This is a genomic window from Mycolicibacterium wolinskyi str. Jessa 2025 (assembly GCF_049241375.1).
GTDB classification, from domain to species: domain Bacteria; phylum Actinomycetota; class Actinomycetes; order Mycobacteriales; family Mycobacteriaceae; genus Mycobacterium; species Mycobacterium wolinskyi.
On record NZ_CP185960.1, the window covers coordinates 4849064 to 4871425 of the forward strand.

The window sequence follows — 22362 nt, forward strand, 5'->3', positions numbered from 1 at the left end:
CTGCTCGCGCAAGATAATTCAGCCGAAGAACTCCACGGCATCGTCATAGCGGCTCTGCGGCACGAGCTTGAGTTGGCGGGTCGCATCGGCGAGCGACACCCGCCCGATGTCCTGCCCGCGCAGCGACACCATCATCCCGTACTCGCCGGCGTGCGCGGCATCGGCGGCGTTCACGCCGAACCGGGTGGCCAGCACACGGTCGTAGGCCGTCGGCGTGCCACCGCGCTGGACGTGGCCGAGCACCGTGACCCGAACGTCCTTTTTGATCCGCTTCTCGACTTCGAGCGCCAATTGCTGTGCGACGCCGGTGAATTTCTCGTGCCCGAACTCATCCATGCCGCCCTGCCGCAACTGCATGGTGCCCTCGGCAGGCTTGGCACCTTCGGCGACCACGCAGATGAAATGTGACGAACCGTGCTGGAACCGCTTCTTGACCAGCCGGCACACCTCTTCGACGTCGAAGGGCTGCTCGGGGATCAGCGTCATGTGCGCGCCGGACGCCAAACCGGCGTTCAGCGCGATCCAGCCGGCGTGCCTGCCCATCACCTCGACGAGCATCACGCGCTGGTGCGACTCGGCGGTGCTGTGCAATCGGTCGATGGCCTCGGTGGCGATCTGCAACGCCGTGTCGTGGCCGAATGTCACGTCGGTGCAATCGATGTCGTTGTCGATGGTCTTCGGCACGCCGACCACCGGAACGTTCTCTTCCGACAGCCAATGGGCCGCCGTGAGCGTGCCCTCACCCCCGATCGGGATGAGGACGTCGATGCCGTTGTCCTCCAGCGTCTGCTTGATCTGGTCCAGCCCGGCCCGCAGCTTGTCGGGGTTCACCCGGGCGGTGCCGAGCACCGTGCCGCCCTTGGCGAGCAGCCGGTCGTTGCGGTCGTCGTTGGCCAGCTGGATCCGGCGGTCCTCCAAGAGACCGCGCCAACCGTCGAGGAACCCGACGACGGACGATCCGTACCGCTGGTCGCACGTGCGCACCACCGCCCGGATCACCGCGTTCAGGCCAGGACAGTCGCCACCGCCGGTGAGAACTCCTATCCGCATGAGCTCTATCTTGCCCGCACTGGAGCAGCCACGCCGCACGGAGGGGCGTTCACGATGTCATCAGGTCACAGCGCGCTCGGCAGCGGGCCTCGCGCCGCTTCGTATGCCGCCCCGACGCGGTACAGGCGGTCGTCGGCCAGTGCCGGCGCCATGATCTGCAATCCGACCGGCAGGCCGTCGTCGGGCGAGAGCCCCGACGGGACCGACATGCCACAGTGCCCGGCCAGGTTTAGCGGCAGCGTGCACAGGTCGAACAGATACATGGCCAACGGATCGTCGACCTTCTCCCCCAGCCCGAATGCCGTGGTGGGCGTCGCCGGCGACACCAGCACGTCGACGTTCTCGTAGGCACGGTCCAGATCGCGCGCGATGAGCGTGCGCACCTTCTGCGCCTGGTTGTAGTAGGCGTCGTAATAGCCGGCCGACAACGCGTATGTGCCAATCATGATGCGGCGCTTGACTTCCGGTCCGAATCCGGCTGCCCGCGTCAAAGCCATGACCTCTTCGGCGCTGTGCGTGCCGTCGTCGCCGACGCGCAGGCCGAAGCGCATGGCGTCGAAGCGGGCGAGGTTGCTCGACACCTCGGACGGCAGGATCAGGTAGTAGGCCGCCATCGCGTGATCGAAGTGCGGGCAATCGACCTCGGTGACCTCGGCACCCAGCGCGGTGAGCTGTTCGACGGCGGCGTTGAACGACTCCAACACGCCCGGCTGGTAGCCCTCGCCGCGCAACTGCTTGACGACGCCGACCCGGACACCCTTCAGGTCGCCCGAGGCGCCGGCCTTGGCCGCCGCGACCACATCGGGAACCGCGGCGTCGACGGACGTGGAATCCCGCGGGTCGTGGCCGGCGATCACGGCGTGCAGCAGCGCGGTGTCGAGCACCGTGCGCGCACACGGTCCGCCCTGATCGAGCGACGACGCACACGCGATCAATCCGTAGCGCGACACCGTGCCGTAGGTCGGCTTGACGCCGACGGTCGCGGTGAGCGCAGCGGGTTGGCGGATGGACCCGCCGGTGTCGGAGCCGATCGCGAGCGGCGCCTGGTAGGCCGCCAGCGCGGCGGCACTGCCTCCGCCCGACCCGCCGGGTACCCGCTCGGTGTTCCACGGGTTACGGGTCGGGCCGTACGCCGAGTTCTCCGTCGACGAGCCCATGGCGAACTCGTCCATGTTGGTCTTGCCGAGGATCGGGATGCCCGCTGCGCGCAACTTTGCGGTCACGGTGGCGTCGTAGGGCGAACGCCAGCCTTCGAGGATCTTCGACCCACACGTGGTCGGCATGTCCGTGGTGGTGAAGACGTCCTTGAGCGCCAACGGCACGCCGGCGAGCGGCGACGGCAGCCGTTCGCCGGCCGCGACAGCGGCGTCGATGCGGCCCGCCTCGGCGAGCGCCTCGTCGGCGGCCACGTGCAGGAACGCGTTGAACCGGTCGTCGGTGGCCGAAATCTGATCCAGGTGAGCCTGGGTCACCTCCGTGGACGACACTTCCTTGGCCGCGATCTGTGCGGCCAGGGTGGCTGCGTCGCGACGAATCAGCTCGGTCATTCTGCCTCTCCCAGGATCCGCGGCACCGCGAAGCGCCCGTCGACCGCATTCGGTGCTGCTGCCAGGGCTTCGTCCTGCGACAGGCACGGCTCGACGGTGTCCGGCCGGCTCACGTTGACGTCTTTCAGCGGGTTGTCGGTGGGCTCGACGCCGGTGACATCGACGGACTGGATCTGGCTGACGTGGCCCAGGATGGCGTCCAACTGGCCGGCGAAACTGTCCAGCTCGTCGTCGGTCAGCGCCAGCCGGGCCAGGCGCGCGAGGTGGGCAACCTCGTCTCGGGAGATCTGCGACACGACAAAGCAGCCTAGTCAAGCCGTGAAGACCGGGATCGGGCGGCAGGTGCCCGTCATGCCCGGGCGCCTGCCCTGTGCGACAGTGTTGCGCGTGCCTTCGTATCTGCTGCGCGTGCAACTGGAGGATCGGCCGGGCAGCCTCGGCTCCCTCGCAGTCGCGCTCGGCTCGGTAGGCGCCGACATTCTCTCGCTCGACGTGGTCGAACGCGGTGCGGGTTATGCCATCGACGATCTGGTGGTCGAACTGCCTGCCGGCGCGATGCCCGACACCCTCATCACGGCGGCCGAGAACCTGTCCGGCGTCTACGTCGACAGCATCCGGCCACACACGGGGCTGCTGGAGGCGCACCGCGAACTCGAGCTGATCGACCACATCGCCGCCGCGCACACCAAGCCCGCACGGCTTCAGGTCCTCGCCGAGGAAGCGCCCCGCGTCCTGCGCGTCGGCTGGTGCACGGTCGTCCACTCGTCGGGCAACGGGGTGGCGCGCGTCGCCGCCAGTCACAGCGCGCCAGAAACCCAGGCGGAATCCGCACCGTGGCTGCCGTTACGGAGAGCGGCCGCACTCGACGCCACCGCGGACTGGGTGCCGCAGGTGTGGCGCGACATGGACACCACACTGGCCGCCGCACCGCTGGGCGATCACGACACCGCGGTGATGCTCGGCAGGCCCGGTGGCCCCGGTTTCCGGCCCTCGGAGGTCGCGCGGTTGGGCTACCTCGCCGGCATCGTGGCGACCATCCTGCGCTGAGCGCCGATCACTCCCGGTTCTCGCCGTGCGCGTTGGCGTTGTCGAGCAGATCCTTCAGCTGGTCGAGCGGCTCTCCCCGTCCGACACCCAGCCTCTGGCCCGGTGCGGTGCCACCCCCGACACTCGGCAACCGGTCAGGGCTGACCGGGTTGAGCACGTCCGGGCCACCTCCTTCAGGACCGACGACCGGGGCATCGCCACCGGCCGCGGTCGGCGGCGTCGGCATGTTCGGTCCGGGACCGGGCGTCATCGTGGGCTCGGGCGCCTGCGGGGACGGCATGTTCGGCCCGGGGCCCGGAGGTGGCGCTGCCCCGGGGGTCTGGCCGGCGCCGCCGGGCGCTTGTCCCGGCGACGGTGCGCCGTCAGGTGATTGACCGGCCGACGGCGGACCACCGGGGGCCTGCCCTTGTGACGGTTGGGCACCCGGCGTTTCACCCTGCGATGGCGACCCCCCGGGGGATTCACCTTGCGACGGTGGCGCCCCGGGCGACGGCGACGGAGATCCACCGCCACCCAGACCCGGCAGGGGCGGCGCCGAGGTCGGGGTCAGCGAGGTCGGCGGTGGTGGCGGCGTGATGGTCTCCGGTGGAGACGGCGGCGGTGGGGGTGGCCGGTCCAGGTTCTTCAGCTTCTGCTCGAGGCGCGGCAGCGCTTCGGCCCGGATGGCGCGCCGATCTTCGTTGGCGTCGTCGTTGCCTTCGAAACACTGTGCCGGGGCTTCCTTCACGACCGAAATCGCAGTGTTGTACCACTTTTCGGCCGCCGCCCTGTCGTTGCTGCGGGTGGCTATGTCGCCCAACGTTTCCTGTACCAACTCCAGGTTCACCCGCACCGGGCACGACGCCGCGGCGTCGGTCCGCGACAGTGATTCTTGAAACCGTGCCTCGGCGTCGGCCAGCCTGCCCTCCAGCACCATGAGGTCGCCCGTCGCGAAGGACGTCTTGGCCGGGTCGATGACGTCGACGAACTCGAGGATCGAGATGTCCCCACGCAACGCGTCGATGTCGTGGCGGTCGAAATCCGTCACCGCCGAATTGCCCGCGATCACCACGCTGATCATCTTCGCGGCGACCGCGAGCAGCACGATGAGCACCGGGGCCGAATAGAGGTACAGCCGCCGCCGTAGCCGCAGCCGCGACGGCCCGGACCGGAACGCGGTGCGGATCCGCCGGAACGCCTCGTTCACCGCCGCCGCGGGGGCCTGCTTGAGCATCATGCGGTTACGTCCTTGCGCGACATGCGGTTTCGCCTGAACTCGCGGATGGTCAAGGCGATCTCGACGAGCACCAAGATGGCCGCGAGCATCGTGAACACCCAGAACAGTTCGCGCCGCTCGACGAATTTCGATGCCTTGACCGCGTTTTCGTCGTCAGCCGACGTCGTGGACAGATCCACCGCAGGCAGTACCGCGGTGATCGGCTGCCCGGCTTCGCGATGGAAGTACGGAACCCCGAGCTCTTCGGCGATCTCCTTGAGCTTCGACTCGTCGAGAACGGAGTTCAGCGGCGCGCCGGTGCCCGGATCACTCTGGTACACCTTGGTGCCGTCCACCCAGCCCTGCGGTATCGGCCCGCCCGCCGGGGTGCCGTAGCCCAGAACGGCCCCACCGGTGACGGCGCCATCCGGCAGGTCGAACGGTGCGTCGTCCACGCGGCTCCCACCACCGCCCTCCCCGAAATAGAACACCAGGCTCTTGGAATCCGGGAAGCGGGTCGCGGCCGCCTCGAGCTGTTGTTTCAGAACGTCTCTGGCGGCGGTCGGGTCGGTTTGGTACATCGCGTCCGGTGCCACCAACGTGTACGGCGACATCCCGTGCACCATCGAGTTCAGGCTCCACGAGTCGTCGGACAGCGGCCAGTCGAGCACCGCCTTCGAAGCGAAGGAGATCACGCCGAATCGCGCGCGCGGGTACTCGTTGATCAGCGACTCGATGTCGGCGCGGATGCCGGTCATCCGAGTTTCGCGGTCACCGAAGTCCTCCACCCGAGAGTTGACCGAACGGTCCACCAGGAAAAAGACGTTGAGGTTCGGATCCACCGCCAGCGTGCCCTGCGGTTGTTCGGGCTGTTCGCCGTCGTCGAGATCGAATCCCGGCCGCGCAGCGGCGAAGACGAGCATCAGCACCGCAAGGGTGAGCCCGCACCATCGCAGCACGACACGCCGGTACTGACCGGTCCCGGTGCGGACGAGGACGCGGTACAACGCGAACATCCGGATGACGATCAGCACGATGCCGACGACGAACAGCAGCATCGGGGACAGGATCGGATCGAAGGTCATCGACGCAGCACCGCCAACGACACGCAGAGCAGCACCGCTGCCACCACCGCGGCGAGAAGCGCATCGCGCGGCGCGTCCCACGACTCGCTCGTCACCACTCGCCCGCTGGACAACACGACTTCCGGTGGGTTGTCGCGGATCTCGTCGAGCAGCCGCGTCAGGGTGGCGTCCTCCCCTGCCTCGGTCTGTGCGGTACCGGCAGGGTTGTAGAGCGAGAACTTTCCACCCGTCGCTTCGGAGATTGACTGCAGCCGATTGTTGGCCTCGGGTGAACTCTCGGTCACATCCGATCGCGAGATGACGTTGATCTGGACACCGGCCTTCGTCGCCATGTCCTTGATCGCCTGCTCGGTGTAGAGCTGGGCCCGCTGCTCGTCGGGCGACCGGAATGCGCTGTACCCGATGTACACCAGCGATCTGCGGTGCTGGCTCTTGCCTTCGAACGACGGGAAACCGGTCAGGCACAAGGCCAGGATGTCCTCGACGCTGCGGGCATAGTCCACGTAGGTGATCGACTGGGCGAACTTCTCGATCCCCGTCTGCAATTCGGCGCGATCGGCGTCCGACACGTCGCGGTTCGTGTCCAGATCCTGTTGGATCCGCGCCATTTTCGCGAAGTACTCGAACCGCTGGGCGGCATACTCGTGATCGCGGGTCAGCGGCACCACCCGCAGACTCGACGACGTCAGCCCGATCCGCTGGGTGTCGAATGACTTCGCCTGCTGCGCGTAGTAGTTGAGGAAGTTGGCGGTGGTCGGGTCGGTGACCGGCTCACCCACGCACAGCATGATGTCTTCGGGGTGCTCGGTGTCGAATTCCTTCGTCGTGGTCGACGCGCCGATGGGGCGTGCGCTCGCGGTGAGAGCCGCGGCGAACGTGGCCAACAACAGCACCCCGGTGATGATCATCGACAGGAAGTAGATGCGGTACACCCGTGCGTACTCGGGCAGCCGTGTGAGCCGGTCGACGTGCGCCAACGGCCGCAGCACCCGCTCGACCTTCGCCATCGGCAGCAGCGCGGCGGCAGCGACGGCGGCCAGCAGGCACACCACGCCGGCGATGATCACCGGCCACCATTTCAGGTCCATGACCGGATCAACTCCTCGGCGGACCGGCCCAGCGCGACCATGTCGGCGCGCGCACCGCGGTTGAACTGAACGTCGTTGAGCGCGTGCAACAGTGGGCCTGCGGCAGCGAGTTCACCTGTCGCGATGTCGCCGGCGTGCAGATACTGGGCGCGCACTCCGGTGGCGACGAAGAGAAAGCTGCGCACTGTGCGGCTGACGTTGGCGCCGGCCTGTTGCGGTGAAAGGCCGCCGGCCAAGAACTGCTCGTTCGTGCGTCGCACGGTTCGGGCGAATCGCTGCCGCACCAGCTTGCCGTGCAGGCTGCCGATCACGGGGATGGTCCGCAGCCGCGCCGGAGACATCGTCCACACGTAAACACCCACACACCAGGCGATCACGAGTGCGATCAGCAGGAGCCCGAACCACAACCACCACAACGAGAACGGCAGCGGCCCGCCGACGAACCGCAACAGGTCATCGGACGGCATTGCTGAACACCTCGTTCATCTCGACGATCCGGTCGCGGATCTCCACGCTGCTTCCGATTCGCGCGAACGAGATCTCGTGCGAGGCGAGGAAATCGTCGAGCTGCGCGACCCGGGCCTGTTCAGCGGCCCGGTAGGCGGCAACGACGCGCGGCCCGAGGGTGGCTCCGTTGAGCACGAACCGCCCGGTGGCCACGTCGAACCCATCGTGCTCGCCGTCGTCGGCTCCGACCGCCGGCATGTCGGTGACCATCAACCAGATCATTTCGTGTTGTCCGACAAGCTGTTTGAGTACTTCGTCGAGCCGGGGACTGATATCTGGTTCGTCGGAGACGACGATCAGCAACAACCGGCGCCGGTGGGCGCGGGCCACGAACTCGAGCTGGCTGACGATGTCGGTGGGGCCGACGTCGCCGTAGCTGTGGCCGTAGTAATGCTCGAGCATGCTCTCGATATGGGTTTCCCCGCGTCGGTTACGGATGTTGGCCGAGCCCCTGGAATCCCCGTAGACCATGCCGACTTCGTCGCTGCGTCCCGTCGCGATCAGGCCGATGGCGCCCATCACGTTGGTCGCGACCTCGCGTTTCACCTCGCCGGCGGGGGTCAAGGCCGACATGTTGCGCCCGGCGTCGGCGACGAGCAGGATCTTGTGATGGCGTTCGGAGACGAACCGCTTGATCAGCACCGAGCCCGCGCGGGCGGATGCCTTCCAGTCGATGTCGCGGACGTCGTCACCGGCCACATAGGGCCGCAGGTCGTCGAGTTCCAGTGTCCTGGTGTGCAGTAGCGCGTACCGACCGCCCTCCAGCAGGCCCCTGGCGTCCGTACCGAAGTACTGCTTGGCGCGATTGAGGTACTTGCCCATGTCCGGTCAGGGCACTCGGACCGACTGCAACACCGCGTCGATGATCGTCTCGGATGTGACGTTGAGCCGCGCGGCTTCGAAACCGAGGATCAGCCGGTGCCGCAGCACGCGGTGGGCCAACTTCTGGATGTCGTCCGGGAGAACGTGATTGCGGCCCTGCAGGACCGCCAGCGCCCGAGCTGCCCGGCTGAACGCGATGCTGGCCCGCGGACTCGCGCCGTACTGCACGAGCTTCGCCATCTGCGGCGGCAGGAACTGCTGCGGGTTGCGGGTGACGTTGATGAGCTGGGTGATGTAGTGCACCAGCACCGGGTCCAGGTGGACGCTGCGCACCACGTTCTGCAGACGCCGCATATCCTCAAGGCCCACAACCGGTCTCGGCTTCTCGCCGCGATCGTAGACACCGGCGTCGATACGGAAGATGACCTCGGCCTCCTCCTGCGGCGTCGGATACCGCAGTACCTCTTTCAGCATGAACCGGTCGGTCTGCGCCTCGGAGAGCGGATAGGTGCCCTCCTGGTCGACCGGGTTCTGGGTGGCGATGACCACGAACGGCTCGGGTATCGGGTACAGCTTGCCTGCGATCGTCGTCTGCCGTTCCTCCATCGCCTCGAGCATGGCGCTCTGCGTCTTGGCGCTGGAACGGTTGATCTCGTCGAGCAGGACGATGTTGGTGTGCACCGGGCCGAGTTGGGTGACGAACTGGCCCGAGGACGAGTCGTAGATCTGCGTCCCGATGATGTCGCTCGGCAGCAAGTCGGGAGTGCACTGAATACGTTGAAACCCACCGGATATCGAATCGGCCACCACCCGGGCGGCCGTTGTCTTGGCGAGCCCCGGAACGCTTTCCAACAGAATGTGGCCGCCGGTGAGCACGCCGATCAGGAGCGACTCGCGCAGATTCTCCTGCCCGACGACTTTGCTGGAGAACACCTGGGCGATCGCGTTGACTATGCGATGGGCGTTCGCCATCTCGTGCTGGTTGGGTTGAACACGCGCGGCTGTCGTCATCTGTTCACTTTCGGTGCATGGTCGGACCGCCGAATGGCGCTGACTGACGCTCAGTTCAACTTGACTGTTGGCGGGGTTTGGCTGAGGTCGGCGTCCCCGTAGATCGAGAAGGTCTCCGTGCCGGTCAACCGGGCGCCGTCGCGACCCTGCACCGAGTAGCCGAAGCTGCCCGACATCGAGATGCTGGCCGACATCGAATACTCGGAGAACGAAATCTGGGCGTCGTCGGCGCTCGGCGCCTGCCACTCCACCGTGCCGTCGACCGCTCCGTACTCGTACAGACTCTGCGGACAGTCCGGCGGCGACAGCTGCCGGGAGCGCGCGCACCCGTCCAGCAGACCCTTGATGCTGGAGACGATTTCTTGATGCGCCGAATCGCTCAACTTGAAGGTGGGAAAGGTGCCGCCGGCGTAGCCCGTCAAGGAATCCAGCAGCAGTGGTTTGCCCTCCACGGCGAGATTCTTGTTGTTCGAGCCCCATTCGACGTAACCGGGGAACACATAAACGACCGATGTGCCGACCGGTTTACCGAACGCCGTCAGGCTGCTCGCTGCTTTGCTTGACGCCTGGCTCGAAAAGTCGAGCCGTGCCGCCGCGGAATCGAGCTTCCACTTGCCGCCCATTTTTCTCATCGAGAACGTGGAGTCGGAGACCTGGTCGCCGAAATTCGCCGTCACGTGCACCTGGGCATAACCGATATCGCTGCTCTTCGAATCGTCACCCAGGATCCGGATGTTCGAAATCGGCATCTTCTCGATCTGCTGCTTGAGGATCTCATCGGTCAACAGTTCCTTGGACGCGGGTTGGTCGCGCCCGAAACTCAGCGCCGCTTCCGCGTCGCCCTTGGCCAGCGCCTCAAGGTAGCCCTGCACTGTCGCGCCTGCGGAGTCGCTGGACCCGCCGCTTCCCCCGCCGCCGGTCAACGCGATCACACCGACCACAACGATCACCAACAACACCGCCACACCCGCGCCGATGGTGACCAGGAGGGCCTTGCGGTTTCGTCGCGGACCGCCCGGCGCGGGCTCGAAGCCGCCGAACTGCGAACCGAACTGGGGTCCCGGCTGTTGCTGGGGCCCGCCGGGCCAGCCCTGCTGGCCGGGCTGACCCCAGGCCGGCGGCTGCTGCGGTGACCACTGCTGGGGCGGCGGTTGCTGCGGCGGAACCGGCGGCGGAACCGGCGGCGGGGCACCCCATCCGCCGGGCGGGTTGCCACCCCCCTGACCACCCGAACCGCCGATCGGGCTGGGGCCTCCGTAGCCCTGTCCTCCTGGCCAATTCGTCACAGCAGAACCCCCAACCGTGGCCAGCGCCTCACCGGCAAACCCCACTTCTCGCAACTTGATCACTGCGCACAAACAAGCCCGGAACTTTCCATCGCTCGGAGGCATTGTAACCAGCCATTGCTGGGCGCGCCGACATCAATTTTCCGGACCCGCGGTACGGTGAACAATCGCCGTCCGCCGATTTCAGCAACTTTGCTGCGGGGTCGGCGACCGTCGGTGCGAGAACAGAGACTCCCGGCCTATTCCGAAGCTGGCGGCGGACCCTCGGCCAGGAGTTGCCGGAATCCGTCCTCATCGAGAATCGGCACGCCCAGTTCGACGGCTTTGTCGTATTTCGATCCGGGAGCATCCCCGGCGACCACGTAGGCCGTCTTCTTCGAGACCGAACTGGCGGCCTTGCCACCGCGGCTGATGATCGCTTCCTTGGCCTCGTCGCGCGAAAAGCCCGGCAACGAACCAGTGACCACGATCGACAGGCCTTCGAGCGTGCGCTCCACGCTGGCGTCGCGCTCGTCGGCCATCCGCACGCCGGCCGCGCGCCACTTGTCGACGATCGCCCGGTGCCAGTCGACGGTGAACCAATCGACCACGGCGGCCGCGATCGTCGGCCCGACGCCCTCGACGCCGGCCAACCTTTCCTCCGAGGCTTCGACGATCGCGTCTAGGCTCGCGAACTCGGTCGCCAGCGCGCGCGCCGCGGTCGGTCCGACGTGGCGGATGGACAGGGCCACGAGGACGCGCCACAGGGGCTGCGCCTTCGCCTTGTCGAGATTGGCCAGCAGCCGCTTGCCGTTGGCCGACAGCTCACCGGCCTTGGTGGTGAACAGCTCGGTGCGCAGTAGTTCGTCGGCGGTGAGGGTGAACAGGTCCCCTTCGTCAGCGATGACGCCGGCCTGCAGCAACGCGGTCGCGGCTTCGTAGCCCAGGCCTTCGATGTCGAATGCACCGCGCCCGGCGACGTGGAAAACCCGCTCACGCAACTGTGCCGGGCAGCTGCGGGTGTTCGGACAGCGGATGTCGGCGTCGCCCTCCTTGGCCGGCGCCAGCACCGTCCCGCACTCGGGACACGTTGTGGGCATGACGAACTCGTGTTCGGAACCGTCGCGCAGGTCCACGACCGGCCCGAGCACCTCGGGGATCACGTCGCCGGCTTTGCGGATCACCACGGTGTCCCCGATCAGCACGCCTTTGCGTTTGACCTCGGTGGCGTTGTGCAGGGTGGCGAGTCCGACCGTCGAGCCGGCGACCTTGACCGGTTCCATGTAGGCGAACGGCGTGACGCGGCCGGTGCGCCCCACGCTGACCCGGATGTCGAGCAGCTTGGTGGTGGCTTCCTCGGGCGGGTACTTGTAGGCCACGGCCCAGCGGGGCGCCCGCGAGGTCGAGCCCAGCCGGCGCTGCAGCGCGACCTCGTCGACTTTGACGACGAGGCCGTCGATTTCGTGTTCGACGTCGTGGCGGTGTTCGCCCCAGTACGCGATCCGTTCGGCGACCTCGGCGACGCCGGACACCCGGACGGTGTGTTCGGAGACCGGCAGCCCCCACGCACCGAGCGCGAGGTAGGCGTCGTGCAGCGTTTTGAAGGTGAACCCTGCATTGCCCTCCACACGGCCGAGCCCGTGACAGATCATCCGCAGCTTGCGCCGCGCGGTGACCGCCGGGTTCTTCTGCCGCAGTGAGCCGGCGGCACTGTTGCGCGGGTTGGCGAACGGTGGTTTGCCCTCGGCGACCAGTCCCGCATTGAGGTCTTCGAAGTCGGACACCCGGAAGAAGACCTCACCGCGCACCTCGAGGACGTCCGGCACCGGGAACTCGTCGGATGCGGTGAGCTGCTCGGGGATGTCGTCGATCGTGCGGGCGTTGAGCGTGACGTCCTCACCGGTGCGGCCGTCACCACGGGTGGCCGCCCGCACGAGCCGGCCGTTCCGGTAGACGAGCGCCAACGCGACGCCGTCGATCTTCAGCTCGCACAGGTAGTGGGCGGCATCCCCGGTCTCGCCGCTGATGCGGGCAGCCCAGGCAGTCAGCTCATCGGAATCGAAGACGTTGTCCAGCGACAACATTCGCTCCAGATGCTCGGCCGGAGCGAAGTCGGTCGCGAACCCGGCGCCACCCACGAGCTGCGTGGGCGAATCCGGGGTGCGCAGCTCTGGGTGTGAATCCTCGAGGGCCTGCAGTTCACGCAGCAGCTTGTCGAACTCGGCGTCGGAGATGATCGGCGCGTCTCTGACGTAGTACCGGAACTGGTGCTCACGTACCTCGTCGGCCAACTCCTGCCAGCGTCGCCGCACATCGGCGTCGGGCTGTTCGGGCAGCACCGTCTCGGGATCTCCGGTTTGCTTCGCGCTCACTCTGGCAGGCTATCCGAGCCCTGCGACAGGCCGGGACGGGTCAGGCCAACGGCAGGCGCCGAAACCGCACGATGTCATGCCAGCGATCCCCGCCGGCATCCTGGAAGACGAAGTCCTCGGATTCGGCGAGATCGCGTAACTCGTTGACGCTGAGCCGGTCTGGGTCCGGGAATCCCTCCCGGAACACCAACAGGCCGCCTGGCTTGATGACGCGATGCAGCGATCGCAGGCACGCCGGCCGGTCGGGTACTTCACCGATCACCGCGGCCAGGAACGCCACGTCGAAGGTGTCGTCGTCGAACGGCAGCCCGGCATCGGCCTCGCCGACGTGGAACCCGTTGTTGTAGCAGCCGGCGCGGTCGAGCGCGTGTCTGGCCTTGTCGAGCATTTCGGGTTGGATGTCGAACAAGTCAAGGCGGCCGGTGGTGAGCCTGCGGGCGATCGCCACGCTGAAGTATCCGGGGCCGGGGCCCAGTTCCAGGACCCGCTCCGACCCGGTGAGCTCAAGGCTTCTCGCCGCCCGGTCGTGACTGCCCGTGAGACGCCGCAGTGGGTTGTTCAGAAAGAAAGCGGCCTGATGAGGGTAGGGAAAGGTGCCTGTCGCGCGGCGCGTTTGCCGGGCCAGGCCATCCAACCAGGTACTGGGCATCGAGCACCTCCAGAGTCGTGATGAGGTAAGGCTACCCTAATTTAGTACCTGCGGTATTGCTTCATGCCGCTACTCTGACGACATGCCGCACCCGATCATGTTCAGCGACGACGATCCCGGGCTGCCTGAGCTGCGTGCCATCACGTTGGCTTTCCCGGAGGCGTTCGAGAAGGTGTCGTGGGGGCGGCCGGTGTTCTGTGCGCCGAAGATGTTCGCCATGTACGGCGGTAATGCCAAGACCGAGACCCCGGGCGAGATGATTGCCTACCCGCACTCAGTGCTGGTCAAGGTCGACGACAGCGACCGCAAAGCGCTCGAACAGGACCGCCGCTTCTACTTCCCCGCCTATATGGGACCGTTCGGGTGGCTGGGCCTGGATTTCACTGCGGCGAAGGTCGATTGGGACGAAGTGCGTGAACTCGTCGACGCCTCGTTCCGCTTGGTCGCACCGAAGAAGCTCATCAAACAACTCGACGAACGCTGACCGGAGGCACCCTTGAGTTTCGCGAGCCCCTTTCCCGCTGTCCAGATCCCCACGGTGAGCGTCTACGAATATCTGTTCGCCGACCTCACCGCGGCCGACGCCGACCGGATCGCCCTCGTCGACGCCAAGAGCGGCGCCGAGACCACGTACGGCGAGCTGGTAAAGCGCATCGATGCATTCGCCGGTGCGCTCGCCGCGCGCGGCATCGGACCCGGTGACGTGGTCGCCCTGCTGTCACCGAACAGCTCGGCGTTCGCGATCGCCTTCCACGGCATTCTCCGCTCGGGCGCCACCGCGACCACGGTGAACGCCTTGTTCACCGCCAAGGACATTGCCAAGCAGCTGACCGATGCCAAGGCGAAAATGCTCATCACGGTCAACGCGCTGCTGCCGCAGGCCGTCGAAGGTGCGAGCGGAGCCGGTCTCGGTGAGGACCAGGTGGTGGTCCTCGACGGCGCGGGCCTGCCCGACGGACATCGCGCCCCCGACGTGAGCTTCGACCCGGCGACACATCTCGCCGTGCTGCCCTACAGCTCGGGCACGACGGCAAATCCCAAGGGCGTCATGCTCACTCACGGGAATCTGACCGCCAACGTGGCCCAGATCCGGCCGCTGCAGGGCATGCAGGCCGACGACCGCCTGCTGGCCGTCCTGCCCTTCTTTCACATCTACGGGATGACCGTGCTGCTCAACGCCGCACTGCACGCGCGGGCACGGCTGATCATCATGCCGTCATTCGATCTCCAAGAATTCCTCGGCAACATCGCCGCCCACAAGTGCACGTACGCCTATATCGCTCCCCCGGTGGCCGTCGCATTGGCCAAGCATCCGCTCGTCGACTCGTATGATCTCTCATCCCTGCGGGGCATCATGTCGGGTGCGGCATCGCTCGATGCCGAACTCGGCCACGCCGTGGCAAAACGGTTGGGGTGCAACGTCGTACAGGGCTACGGCATGAGCGAGCTCAGCCCCGTCAGCCACATCACCCCGCACGACGGCGGACTCGCCACGATCGGCAAGGTGGCACCACTCGACTCATGCGGATGGACCGTGCCCAATGCCGAGAGCAAGCTCGTCGATCCGGATACCGGTGCCGAGATCGGCATTCCGGCAGAGGGTTTGAGTGAGACCGGCGAACTGTGGTTCAAGGGCCCCAACGTGATGGCAGGTTACCTCGGCAATGAAGAGGCGACCCGCCAAACCATCGACGCCGACGGTTTTCTGCACACCGGCGATCTCGCCAAAGTCGATGCCACCGGCTGCGTCTACATCGTCGACCGGCTCAAAGAGCTCATCAAATACAAGGGCTATCAGGTGCCGCCCGCCGAACTCGAAGCGGTTCTGCTGACCCATCCGCGCATCGCCGACGCCGCCGTCATCGGCGTGCACGACAGCGAATCCGGCGAAGAAGTGCCGAAAGCCTTTGTGGTCAAACAACCTGACGCCGACCTGACCGGCGACGAAGTGATCGCGTTCGTCGCCGACCAGGTCGCCCCGTACAAGAAGGTCCGGCAAGTCGAGTTCATCGATGCCGTGCCGAAATCGGCGGCGGGCAAGATCCTCCGTCGGCAATTGCGCGGCAAGTAGTTTCGCGGGGTTCTTGGCCGGGTGCGCAGCCAACGCGGCCGGCCCGCGATTGCCTGGGTGCGATTGCCCTGTCCGCCCGCGATTGTCACGCCAGAGTGACAGCCGACGCCAGGCGCCACGCTAGCGTGACAAACGCACACGCACGCGAGAAGGCTTGCCCGCCATTGTCACGCCAGAGTGACGGCCCAACCCCACAGCCACGCCAGCGTGACAAACGCGCACGCACACGAGACGGCCCACCCGCCAATGTCACACCAGAGCGACGGCCGAATCCCACCGCCACGCTAGCGTGACAAACACACCAGCACACGAGACGGCCTGCCCACCAATGTCACACCAGAGTGACAGCCGAATGCCACCGCCACGCTAGCGTGACAAACACACCAGCACACGAGACGGCCCACCCGCCAACGTCACACCAGAGTGACAGCCGAATGCCACCGCCACGCTAGCGTGACAAACACACCAGCACACGAGACGGCCCACCCGCCAACGTCACACCAGAGTGGCAGCCGACGCCCACAGCCACGCTAGCGTGACAAACACGCCAGCACGCGAAAAAGCTTGCCCGCCAATGTCACACCAGAGTGACGGCCCAACCCCAGAGCCACGCTAGCGTGACAAACGCAAACGCAAACGCACCCAAACAGCGCCCCGCTAGTCCTCGACGTAGGCACGCAACCGATCGATCGCGCGATCCCAGCGGCGGGACAGTGCGGTCAGGTAGTCGCTGGCCTCGGCGAGTGGTTCGGGCCGGATCTCCCAGATCCGTTCTCGGCCTTGACGATGGCTGCTCACCAGACCGACTGCCTCCATCAACAGCAGGTGCTTGGTCGCGGCCTGCCGTGAGACCGCGATGACCTCGGTCAGTTGCGCGGTCGAGCATGGGCCGCCGTCGCAGAGTCGGGTGACGATCCGCAATCGGTTGGGATCGCCCAGCGCGTCAAAGAGTGGCGCGCGTTCGTCGACGGCGGTCACACCGACTCGTGCAATGCCAGATACTTGCGCACCAGTTCGGTCTGGTGTGCCCAACCGTCACTGTTGGCTTCGAAGGCGGAGGCCCGGCGTTCGGCTGGAATTGCGTCGAATCCCGATTCGACGATGCGCAGCAACACCCCGTCCGCGGCCTCGGACAGGCTGAACTCGACGAGTGTGGTGGGTTCGGCCGAATAGTCGGAATCCTGGTCGACGGCATAGGGATGCCAGCGGAACGCGAGCCGGTGCGGCGCCTCGACGGCGACGATCTGCCAGGTGTCGGCCTGGCCGGTGTAGGGCTCCTGCATGGCGGCGACCTCTTCGTCCACCTCGGTGGGCGTGATCCTCCCGGTGACCGATGTGCCCGCGACGAACGGGCCGTCGAAGCGGACTCCGAACCACCGCCCGAACTCGTCGGCGTCGCTGATGGCCCGCCACACGCGATCCAGGGGCGCACGCAGCAGGACTTCCTTCTCGATACGATCAGTACTCATATGCAACCTTTCAGTTGCTTCTCAGCGTAGGACTGAACCACGCGAAGCGCAACCTTTCGGTTGCTTCTGGCTCAGATCGCGTCGGGATCCTCGGCGAATGCGTCAGCGGCCTTTTGCGCGAGCTCGATCGCCGTGCGCGCCCACTGGGGGGTGGCTCCGGCCAGTCCGCACGCCGGGGTGATGCCGATCCGGTCACGCAGCACGGCGCGGGAGAACCCGAGCCGGTCGGTCAGCACCACCGCTGATTTCGCGACCTCCTCCGACGACGGCTTGCGCTCGGGTGCGCTGCCCGGCACGACGCCAAGCAGCACCGTGCGGCCCGAGTCCACGAATTCACCGACACCGTCGAGATCGCCGGGTGCCAGCGTCGACACGTCGACGGATACGGCGTGAATGGTACTGCGCAGCAACGCTTTCCAGGGCAGCTCGGCGGCACAGCTGTGCAATGCGACATCTGCTCCCGCCGCGGCGACACACGCGTCGAGCAGGCTCATCGCCAGCGGCTCGTCGACCGGATGCACCGGGGTCAGGCTCGTGACGCCGGTCAGCCTGCCCTGCAGCGCGGCGGGCAGCGAGGGTTCGTCGAACTGCACCACGACCGGCGTATCCAGCCGGCGGGCCACCTCCGCCCGGTGCAGGGCGACCCCCTCCGCCAGCGAGGCCGCCAGATCGCGCAACGCGCCACGGTCGGTGATGGCGCGATGTCCCCCGCTCAGCTCCAATTGGGCGGCGAGCGTGATCGGGCCGGGCGCCTGCACCTTGACCGCGCGTCCGCTACCCCGCAGCCCCGCCCGCTCCCACGCCTCTTCCAACGCGTCGATGTCCTCGCCGAGCAGGCTGACCGCGCGGCGTAGCGCAGTGCTGCGGCCCGACGCGATGCGGTAGCCGCGCGGCACTGTGTCGATGCCGATGTCGACCAGCAGGGCTCCGGCTCGGCCGATCAGATCCGCGCCGAGCCCGCGAGCCGGAAGCTCCACCAAATGTGACAGCGTATGCAACTCTCCGACAACGACTTCGGCCGCTTGCCGCGCCGTGGTGCCCGGCCAGGACCCGACTCCGGTCGCTGCCGCGAAAATGCTCACGCGCTCACCGCGCGATGGTCGCGCTGGCGATGACCTCGTCACCGGCCGGGTCCGGCCGGTAGAGCACCATGGTCTGCCCGGGCGCCACACCGTGCAGCGGCACGCGCAGGCTGACCACGAGCCGGCCATCCCGCAGTTCGGCCACGGCATCGGTGATACCGCCGTGCGCGCGCACCTGGATCTGGCCTTCGACCGGCCCGGTGAACGGCGTCCCGCTGGTGAACACGGGCTTGTCGCCGACGAGCTCCCGCACCTCGAGGTCCTCGACCGATCCCACGCGCACCGTGCCGCTCACCGCGTCGATCGATGTGACATAGCGGGGCCTGCCGTCCGCGCCCGGCCCGGCGATACCGAGACCCTTGCGCTGACCGATCGTGAAACCGTGGACACCGTCGTGCTCGGCGAGCACCGTCCCACTCGTGTCGACAACCGAGCCGCGGCGGACGCCGATTCGCGCGCCGAGGAACGCCTGGGTGTCGCCGGACGGGATGAAGCAGATGTCGTGACTGTCGGGCTTTTCCGCAACGGCCAGGCCGCGGCGGGCAGCCTCGGCCCGGATCTGCGGCTTGGGGGTGTCGCCGATCGGGAACAGCGCGTGCCGCAGCTGCTCGGCGGTCAGGACGCCGAGCACATAGGACTGGTCCTTGTCGGCGTCGACGGCCCGGCGCAGCCGACCCTCCGAGAGCCGTGCGTAGTGTCCGGTGGCGACGGCGTCGAAGCCCAGCGCGAGCGCCCTGGCCGCCAGTGCGGAGAACTTGATCTTCTCGTTGCACCGCACACACGGGTTCGGGGTCTCACCGCGCGCATAGGACTCGACGAAGTCGTCGATCACGTCGTCCTTGAAACGATCGGCGAAATCCCAGACATAGAACGGGATTTCGAGGATGTCGGCGACGCGGCGGGCATCACCCGCATCCTCCTTCGAACAGCAGCCCCGTGACCCGGTGCGCAGCGTGCCGGGCGCCGACGACAGCGCCAGGTGCACGCCGACCACCTCATGGCCGGCGTCGACCATCCGGGCGGCGGCCACCGACGAATCCACCCCGCCGCTCATCGCGACCAAGACCCGCATCAGCTCACCGTTCCCGCACTCGCGAGCGCCGCCTGCCTGGCCCGCTCGACCGCCGCGGGCAGCACTTCCAGCGCGGCCTCGACGTCGGCGTCGGTAGTGGTGTGCCCCAACGACAGTCGCAGCGACCCGCGGGCATTTGCCGCATCGGCGCCCATGGCGATCAGCACGTGCGACGGCTGCGCCACCCCAGCGGTGCAGGCCGAGCCGGTCGAGCACTCGACACCCTTCGCATCGAGCAGCATCAGCAACGAATCCCCTTCGCAGCCACGGAAAGTGAAGTGAGTGTTGCCCGGCAGCCGGTCGGCGCCACGGGCACCGTTGAGGTAAGCGTCGTCGATGGTCGACAACACGCCCTCGATCAGGCGATCACGCAAAGCCTGGATGCGGGCACTGTTGTCGGCAAGGCCCGCGATCGCGACCTTGGCCGCCGTGGCCATCGCCACCGCACCGGCCACATCCGGTGTGCCCGAACGCACGTCACGTTCCTGGCCACCACCGTGCAGCAGCGGCACACATGCGGTGTCACGGCGCAGCAACAACGCACCGACGCCCATCGGGCCGCCGAACTTGTGCGCGGCGATACTCATCGCCGCAAGCCCGCTGGCGGCGAAGTCGACCGGGATCTGCCCGACCGCCTGGATCGCGTCGCTGTGCATCGGAACGTCGAATTCAGCGGCGACGGCCGCGAGTTCGGCGATGGGCATGATGGTGCCGACCTCGTTGTTGGCCCACATGATCGAGACCAGGGCGACATCGTCACCGGCAAGCGCCTCACGCAGGGCGGCAGGCGAGACGGCTCCTTCGGCATCGACGGGCAGCCACGTCACCTCCGCATCCTCGTGGTCGACGAGCCACTGGACGGCGTCGAGCACGGCATGATGCTCGACCGACGTCGTGACGATCCGGCGCCGCGCCGGTTCGGCGTCACGCCGCGCCCAGTAGATGCCCTTGACCGCGAGGTTGTCGCTCTCGGTACCTCCTGCGGTGAAGATCACCTCCGACGGCCGGGCACCGAGAAGCTGCGCCAGGGCCTCGCGCGCTTCCTCCATCCGGCGGCGGGCCGACCGGCCCGATCCGTGCAACGACGAGGCGTTGCCGACGCTCGCCAGGACAGCCGTCATCGCCTCGATGGCGGCTGGGTGCATCGGCGTCGTCGCGGCATGATCGAGGTAGACCTGCCGGCCAGAGGACGCGGTCGAGGTAGAGGTCATAACCTCTCCAGAATAGCCGCCGTTTTGCGGCCGGCCCCGATCGCCGGGTCAGGCCGCCAATGCGTGCGCCGGGGCGCTGGGCAGCAACTGCTCGCTGCGCACCGCCGCCTCGCAACGCGCCGCCAGTGCCCGCCGGTCGTCACCGGGCAGCTGCAGCGACCCCACATGGATGTGGCAGACGGTGCGACGTGCGGTGATGACCCGTTTGATCGATTGAAGCAAGGTGTCCTCACCGACGAACGCCGGTGTGGTCGACGGCCTGCCGTCGCGGTGCCGATAGTTCAGTCGCAGCGGCTGCACCGGGCGGGCGGCGTCGATCGCGGCCTGGAACATCGCCGGCCGGAACGGCCCGTAGGCGAGCCCGCACCACGTGGTGCCCTCGGGGAAGGCGACCACGGTGTGGCCGGCGCGCAGGCGTTCGGCCACCGTGTGCACCACGGCGGGCAGCCGGCGCAGGCTGCCGCGGTCGATCGGGATCACCTTCATGATGCGGGCGAGCCGGCCCACGGCCGGCCACTCGACCAGGTCGGCGCGTGCGACGAACGAGCCGGGCAGCACGGCACCGATCGTGAAGATGTCCAGCCACGACACGTGCCCGCTGACCACGAGCACGCCTTGAAGATTGCGAATGGGCCCGCCCGACACCGAGATTCGCACGCCGAAGCAGCGCAGCATCAGCCGGCAGTAGAACCGCTGGATGTGGGAACGGCCCGGCATCGGCACCGCGAGCAGCGGCACGCCGGGCGCCAGCAGGATCGCCATCGCGACCCGCACAGTCGTACGGACCCAGACCACCGGCCGGCGGCCGGCGTCCGCGCTGCCTGCGTGCACGCAACTCGCGTCACACGAGGCCCTGGGCAGCCACGAGTGTTCGCACCCGGCGGTGGTCATCGCGATTCCACGGTCATGCCGTCGGCCATGTCGGCTGCCGCCGAGACCGAACGCAGGCGCTTGAGGTAGCGGACATCGGCCTTGCGCTTGTCCAGCAGGGCCGGAAAGTCGCCAACGCCGAAGTCCGGGTCGTGGGCCGGTTCCCCGCACACCTGGGCGCCGAGCCGAAGGTATCCGCGCATCAGTGGGGGCACCGTCGTCCGGGACGGCGGGTCGATGTCGTCGAGCCCCTTTCCGTCCAGCACCACCGGCCGATAGGGGTACACCGTGTACTCGTCCGGTGCGGCGTGCCTGCGCCGGACGAAGTCACGAACCCCGCGGATCTGGGTGCCGGGCGGTCCGTCCGCGTTGCCGGCGACCGGAACCGAAACGCAGCCCGTCACATAGTCGTATCCGGAGCGGTCCAGGTAGGCCAGGATGCCCGCCCACATCAACAGCACGACACCGCCGTTTCGGTGATCGGCACGTACGACCGCGCGGCCCATCTCGACCAACGACGGGCGCAGCGCATCGAGCCCGCGGACGTCGAACTCGGTGGCCGTGTACAGACCGCCTGCGGCGATGGCACCCGGCGGCGGCAACATGCGGTAGCAGCCCACCAGCTCACCGGTTCCGTCTTCGCGCACCAGCAGGTGATCGCAGTGCTCGTCGAAGCGATCGGCGTCCCGGCCGTCGACCGCCCCGCTGAGGGCGAATCCGGGCTCGGACGTGAAGACGTCGTGGCGCAGCCGCTGGGCTGCCTCGATGAGCTCGGCGTCGGTGGACAGCAGCAAGGTGTAGCGCGGCGCGTCGGGCGCCGCGCCGTCGGCATGATCAGCGGCGATGAGTACGGATGCAGCGCTCATAGCCAGCACGGTCGCCCAGCTGGGTCTCTGGACGGCATCGCGCGCGTGACGTGTCTGTGAGCGGCAGGTGACGAATTGTTCGG

The 22362-nt window shown here is 67.5% G+C and carries 22 protein-coding genes; 3 read left to right on the top strand and 19 right to left on the bottom strand.

The features are described from left to right. Nucleotides 1-18: 18 nt before the first annotated feature. The 3 genes from ACOI2T_RS24010 to gatC all read right to left on the bottom strand — a co-directional run bounded on the left by ACOI2T_RS24010 (nt 19) and on the right by gatC (nt 2893). A complete protein-coding gene (locus tag ACOI2T_RS24010) occupies nt 19-1050 on the bottom strand; it encodes an ATP-dependent 6-phosphofructokinase (RefSeq protein WP_067853986.1) in 1032 nt (343 codons plus the stop codon). Between the two features lie 65 nt (nt 1051-1115). Then, nucleotides 1116-2597 carry an Asp-tRNA(Asn)/Glu-tRNA(Gln) amidotransferase subunit GatA gene (gene gatA, locus ACOI2T_RS24015; RefSeq protein ID WP_409505462.1) on the bottom strand — a complete coding sequence of 494 codons (1482 nt, stop codon included), beginning with the start codon at nt 2595-2597 and terminating at the stop codon, nt 1116-1118. After that, nucleotides 2594-2893, bottom strand: a complete 300-nt coding sequence (gene gatC / locus ACOI2T_RS24020; protein ID WP_067853980.1) for an Asp-tRNA(Asn)/Glu-tRNA(Gln) amidotransferase subunit GatC — start codon at nt 2891-2893, stop codon at nt 2594-2596. The genes gatA and gatC overlap by 4 nt, the downstream gene beginning before the upstream one ends. A gap of 82 nt (nt 2894-2975) precedes the next feature. Between gatC and ACOI2T_RS24025 the strand changes: the two genes are divergently transcribed. Then, nucleotides 2976-3644, top strand: a complete 669-nt coding sequence (locus ACOI2T_RS24025; RefSeq protein WP_409505546.1) for an ACT domain-containing protein — start codon at nt 2976-2978, stop codon at nt 3642-3644. Nucleotides 3645-3651: 7 nt separating this feature from the next. On the opposite strand, the gene ACOI2T_RS24030 is transcribed toward ACOI2T_RS24025, so the two are convergent. The 9 genes from ACOI2T_RS24030 to ACOI2T_RS24070 form a co-directional block, all read right to left on the bottom strand. Further along, nucleotides 3652-4860, bottom strand: coding sequence for a hypothetical protein (locus ACOI2T_RS24030; RefSeq protein ID WP_409505463.1), 1209 nt, complete (start codon nt 4858-4860; stop codon nt 3652-3654). Then, nucleotides 4857-5924 (bottom strand): vWA domain-containing protein, encoded by a 1068-nt coding sequence (locus ACOI2T_RS24035; protein ID WP_067853975.1) that lies wholly within the window; start codon nt 5922-5924, stop codon nt 4857-4859. The genes ACOI2T_RS24030 and ACOI2T_RS24035 overlap by 4 nt, the downstream gene beginning before the upstream one ends. Further along, nucleotides 5921-7012, bottom strand: coding sequence for a vWA domain-containing protein (locus ACOI2T_RS24040; protein ID WP_409505464.1), 1092 nt, complete (start codon nt 7010-7012; stop codon nt 5921-5923). Before ACOI2T_RS24040 ends, ACOI2T_RS24035 begins: the two co-directional genes overlap by 4 nt. Next, nucleotides 7003-7479, bottom strand: coding sequence for a hypothetical protein (locus ACOI2T_RS24045; RefSeq protein WP_085145238.1), 477 nt, complete (start codon nt 7477-7479; stop codon nt 7003-7005). The genes ACOI2T_RS24040 and ACOI2T_RS24045 overlap by 10 nt, the downstream gene beginning before the upstream one ends. Then, nucleotides 7466-8341: a DUF58 domain-containing protein gene (locus ACOI2T_RS24050; protein WP_409505465.1), complete on the bottom strand. Its 876-nt coding sequence runs from the start codon at nt 8339-8341 to the stop codon at nt 7466-7468. The genes ACOI2T_RS24045 and ACOI2T_RS24050 overlap by 14 nt, the downstream gene beginning before the upstream one ends. 6 nt (nt 8342-8347) lie before the next feature. Further along, nucleotides 8348-9352 carry an AAA family ATPase gene (locus ACOI2T_RS24055; protein WP_085145236.1) on the bottom strand — a complete coding sequence of 335 codons (1005 nt, stop codon included), beginning with the start codon at nt 9350-9352 and terminating at the stop codon, nt 8348-8350. 50 nt (nt 9353-9402) lie between these two features. Beyond that, a complete protein-coding gene (locus tag ACOI2T_RS24060; RefSeq protein WP_409505466.1) occupies nt 9403-10638 on the bottom strand; it encodes a hypothetical protein in 1236 nt (411 codons plus the stop codon). A gap of 239 nt (nt 10639-10877) precedes the next feature. After that, nucleotides 10878-12989 (bottom strand): NAD-dependent DNA ligase LigA, encoded by a 2112-nt coding sequence (gene ligA / locus ACOI2T_RS24065; RefSeq protein ID WP_409505467.1) that lies wholly within the window; start codon nt 12987-12989, stop codon nt 10878-10880. Nucleotides 12990-13029: 40 nt separating this feature from the next. After that, the gene (locus ACOI2T_RS24070; protein WP_409505547.1) at nt 13030-13623 is read right to left on the bottom strand and encodes a class I SAM-dependent methyltransferase; all 594 of its coding nucleotides are present in this window, start codon (nt 13621-13623) and stop codon (nt 13030-13032) included. A 97-nt stretch (nt 13624-13720) separates the two neighbouring features. On the opposite strand from ACOI2T_RS24070, the gene ACOI2T_RS24075 reads away from it, so the two are divergent. Further along, the gene (locus ACOI2T_RS24075; RefSeq protein WP_409505468.1) at nt 13721-14122 is read left to right on the top strand and encodes an MmcQ/YjbR family DNA-binding protein; all 402 of its coding nucleotides are present in this window, start codon (nt 13721-13723) and stop codon (nt 14120-14122) included. 12 nt (nt 14123-14134) lie between these two features. Next, nucleotides 14135-15709, top strand: coding sequence for a 4-coumarate--CoA ligase family protein (locus ACOI2T_RS24080; protein WP_409505469.1), 1575 nt, complete (start codon nt 14135-14137; stop codon nt 15707-15709). A gap of 657 nt (nt 15710-16366) precedes the next feature. Here ACOI2T_RS24080 and ACOI2T_RS24085 read toward each other — a convergent pair. From ACOI2T_RS24085 to ACOI2T_RS24115, 7 genes are all read right to left on the bottom strand, one after another. Then, nucleotides 16367-16687, bottom strand: a complete 321-nt coding sequence (locus tag ACOI2T_RS24085) for an ArsR/SmtB family transcription factor (RefSeq protein ID WP_067857363.1) — start codon at nt 16685-16687, stop codon at nt 16367-16369. Continuing rightward, nucleotides 16684-17178, bottom strand: a complete 495-nt coding sequence (locus ACOI2T_RS24090) for an SRPBCC family protein (RefSeq protein ID WP_409505470.1) — start codon at nt 17176-17178, stop codon at nt 16684-16686. The genes ACOI2T_RS24085 and ACOI2T_RS24090 overlap by 4 nt, the downstream gene beginning before the upstream one ends. 71 nt (nt 17179-17249) lie before the next feature. After that, the gene (locus ACOI2T_RS24095; protein WP_409505471.1) at nt 17250-18260 is read right to left on the bottom strand and encodes a uroporphyrinogen decarboxylase/cobalamine-independent methonine synthase family protein; all 1011 of its coding nucleotides are present in this window, start codon (nt 18258-18260) and stop codon (nt 17250-17252) included. 4 nt (nt 18261-18264) lie between these two features. Next, on the bottom strand, nt 18265-19332 hold the full coding sequence (gene mnmA, locus ACOI2T_RS24100; RefSeq protein ID WP_409505472.1) for a tRNA 2-thiouridine(34) synthase MnmA: 1068 nt from the start codon (nt 19330-19332) through the stop codon (nt 18265-18267). Further along, nucleotides 19332-20543 carry a cysteine desulfurase family protein gene (locus ACOI2T_RS24105; protein ID WP_409505473.1) on the bottom strand — a complete coding sequence of 404 codons (1212 nt, stop codon included), beginning with the start codon at nt 20541-20543 and terminating at the stop codon, nt 19332-19334. Before ACOI2T_RS24105 ends, mnmA begins: the two co-directional genes overlap by 1 nt. 48 nt (nt 20544-20591) lie before the next feature. Then, the gene (locus ACOI2T_RS24110) at nt 20592-21434 is read right to left on the bottom strand and encodes a lysophospholipid acyltransferase family protein (protein ID WP_067857348.1); all 843 of its coding nucleotides are present in this window, start codon (nt 21432-21434) and stop codon (nt 20592-20594) included. Continuing rightward, a complete protein-coding gene (locus ACOI2T_RS24115) occupies nt 21431-22279 on the bottom strand; it encodes a GNAT family N-acetyltransferase (protein ID WP_409505474.1) in 849 nt (282 codons plus the stop codon). The genes ACOI2T_RS24110 and ACOI2T_RS24115 overlap by 4 nt, the downstream gene beginning before the upstream one ends. Nucleotides 22280-22362 lie beyond the last annotated feature (83 nt).

What these genes read in the sequence shown, in the direction of transcription:
- ACOI2T_RS24110 (WP_067857348.1), bottom strand. Translation starts at nt 21,434, where the DNA reads ATGACCACCGCCGGGTGCGAACACTCGTGGCTGCCCAGGGCCTCGTGT.
- ACOI2T_RS24040 (WP_409505464.1), bottom strand. Translation starts at nt 7,012, where the DNA reads ATGGACCTGAAATGGTGGCCGGTGATCATCGCCGGCGTGGTGTGCCTG.
- ACOI2T_RS24050 (WP_409505465.1), bottom strand. Translation starts at nt 8,341, where the DNA reads ATGGGCAAGTACCTCAATCGCGCCAAGCAGTACTTCGGTACGGACGCC.
- ACOI2T_RS24055 (WP_085145236.1), bottom strand. Translation starts at nt 9,352, where the DNA reads ATGACGACAGCCGCGCGTGTTCAACCCAACCAGCACGAGATGGCGAAC.
- ACOI2T_RS24010 (WP_067853986.1), bottom strand. Translation starts at nt 1,050, where the DNA reads ATGCGGATAGGAGTTCTCACCGGCGGTGGCGACTGTCCTGGCCTGAAC.
- ACOI2T_RS24105 (WP_409505473.1), bottom strand. Translation starts at nt 20,543, where the DNA reads ATGACCTCTACCTCGACCGCGTCCTCTGGCCGGCAGGTCTACCTCGAT.
- ACOI2T_RS24115 (WP_409505474.1), bottom strand. Translation starts at nt 22,279, where the DNA reads ATGAGCGCTGCATCCGTACTCATCGCCGCTGATCATGCCGACGGCGCG.
- mnmA (WP_409505472.1), bottom strand. Translation starts at nt 19,332, where the DNA reads ATGCGGGTCTTGGTCGCGATGAGCGGCGGGGTGGATTCGTCGGTGGCC.
- gatA (WP_409505462.1), bottom strand. Translation starts at nt 2,597, where the DNA reads ATGACCGAGCTGATTCGTCGCGACGCAGCCACCCTGGCCGCACAGATC.
- ACOI2T_RS24075 (WP_409505468.1), top strand. Translation starts at nt 13,721, where the DNA reads ATGCCGCACCCGATCATGTTCAGCGACGACGATCCCGGGCTGCCTGAG.
- ACOI2T_RS24030 (WP_409505463.1), bottom strand. Translation starts at nt 4,860, where the DNA reads ATGATGCTCAAGCAGGCCCCCGCGGCGGCGGTGAACGAGGCGTTCCGG.
- ACOI2T_RS24045 (WP_085145238.1), bottom strand. Translation starts at nt 7,479, where the DNA reads ATGCCGTCCGATGACCTGTTGCGGTTCGTCGGCGGGCCGCTGCCGTTC.
- ACOI2T_RS24090 (WP_409505470.1), bottom strand. Translation starts at nt 17,178, where the DNA reads ATGAGTACTGATCGTATCGAGAAGGAAGTCCTGCTGCGTGCGCCCCTG.
- ACOI2T_RS24035 (WP_067853975.1), bottom strand. Translation starts at nt 5,924, where the DNA reads ATGACCTTCGATCCGATCCTGTCCCCGATGCTGCTGTTCGTCGTCGGC.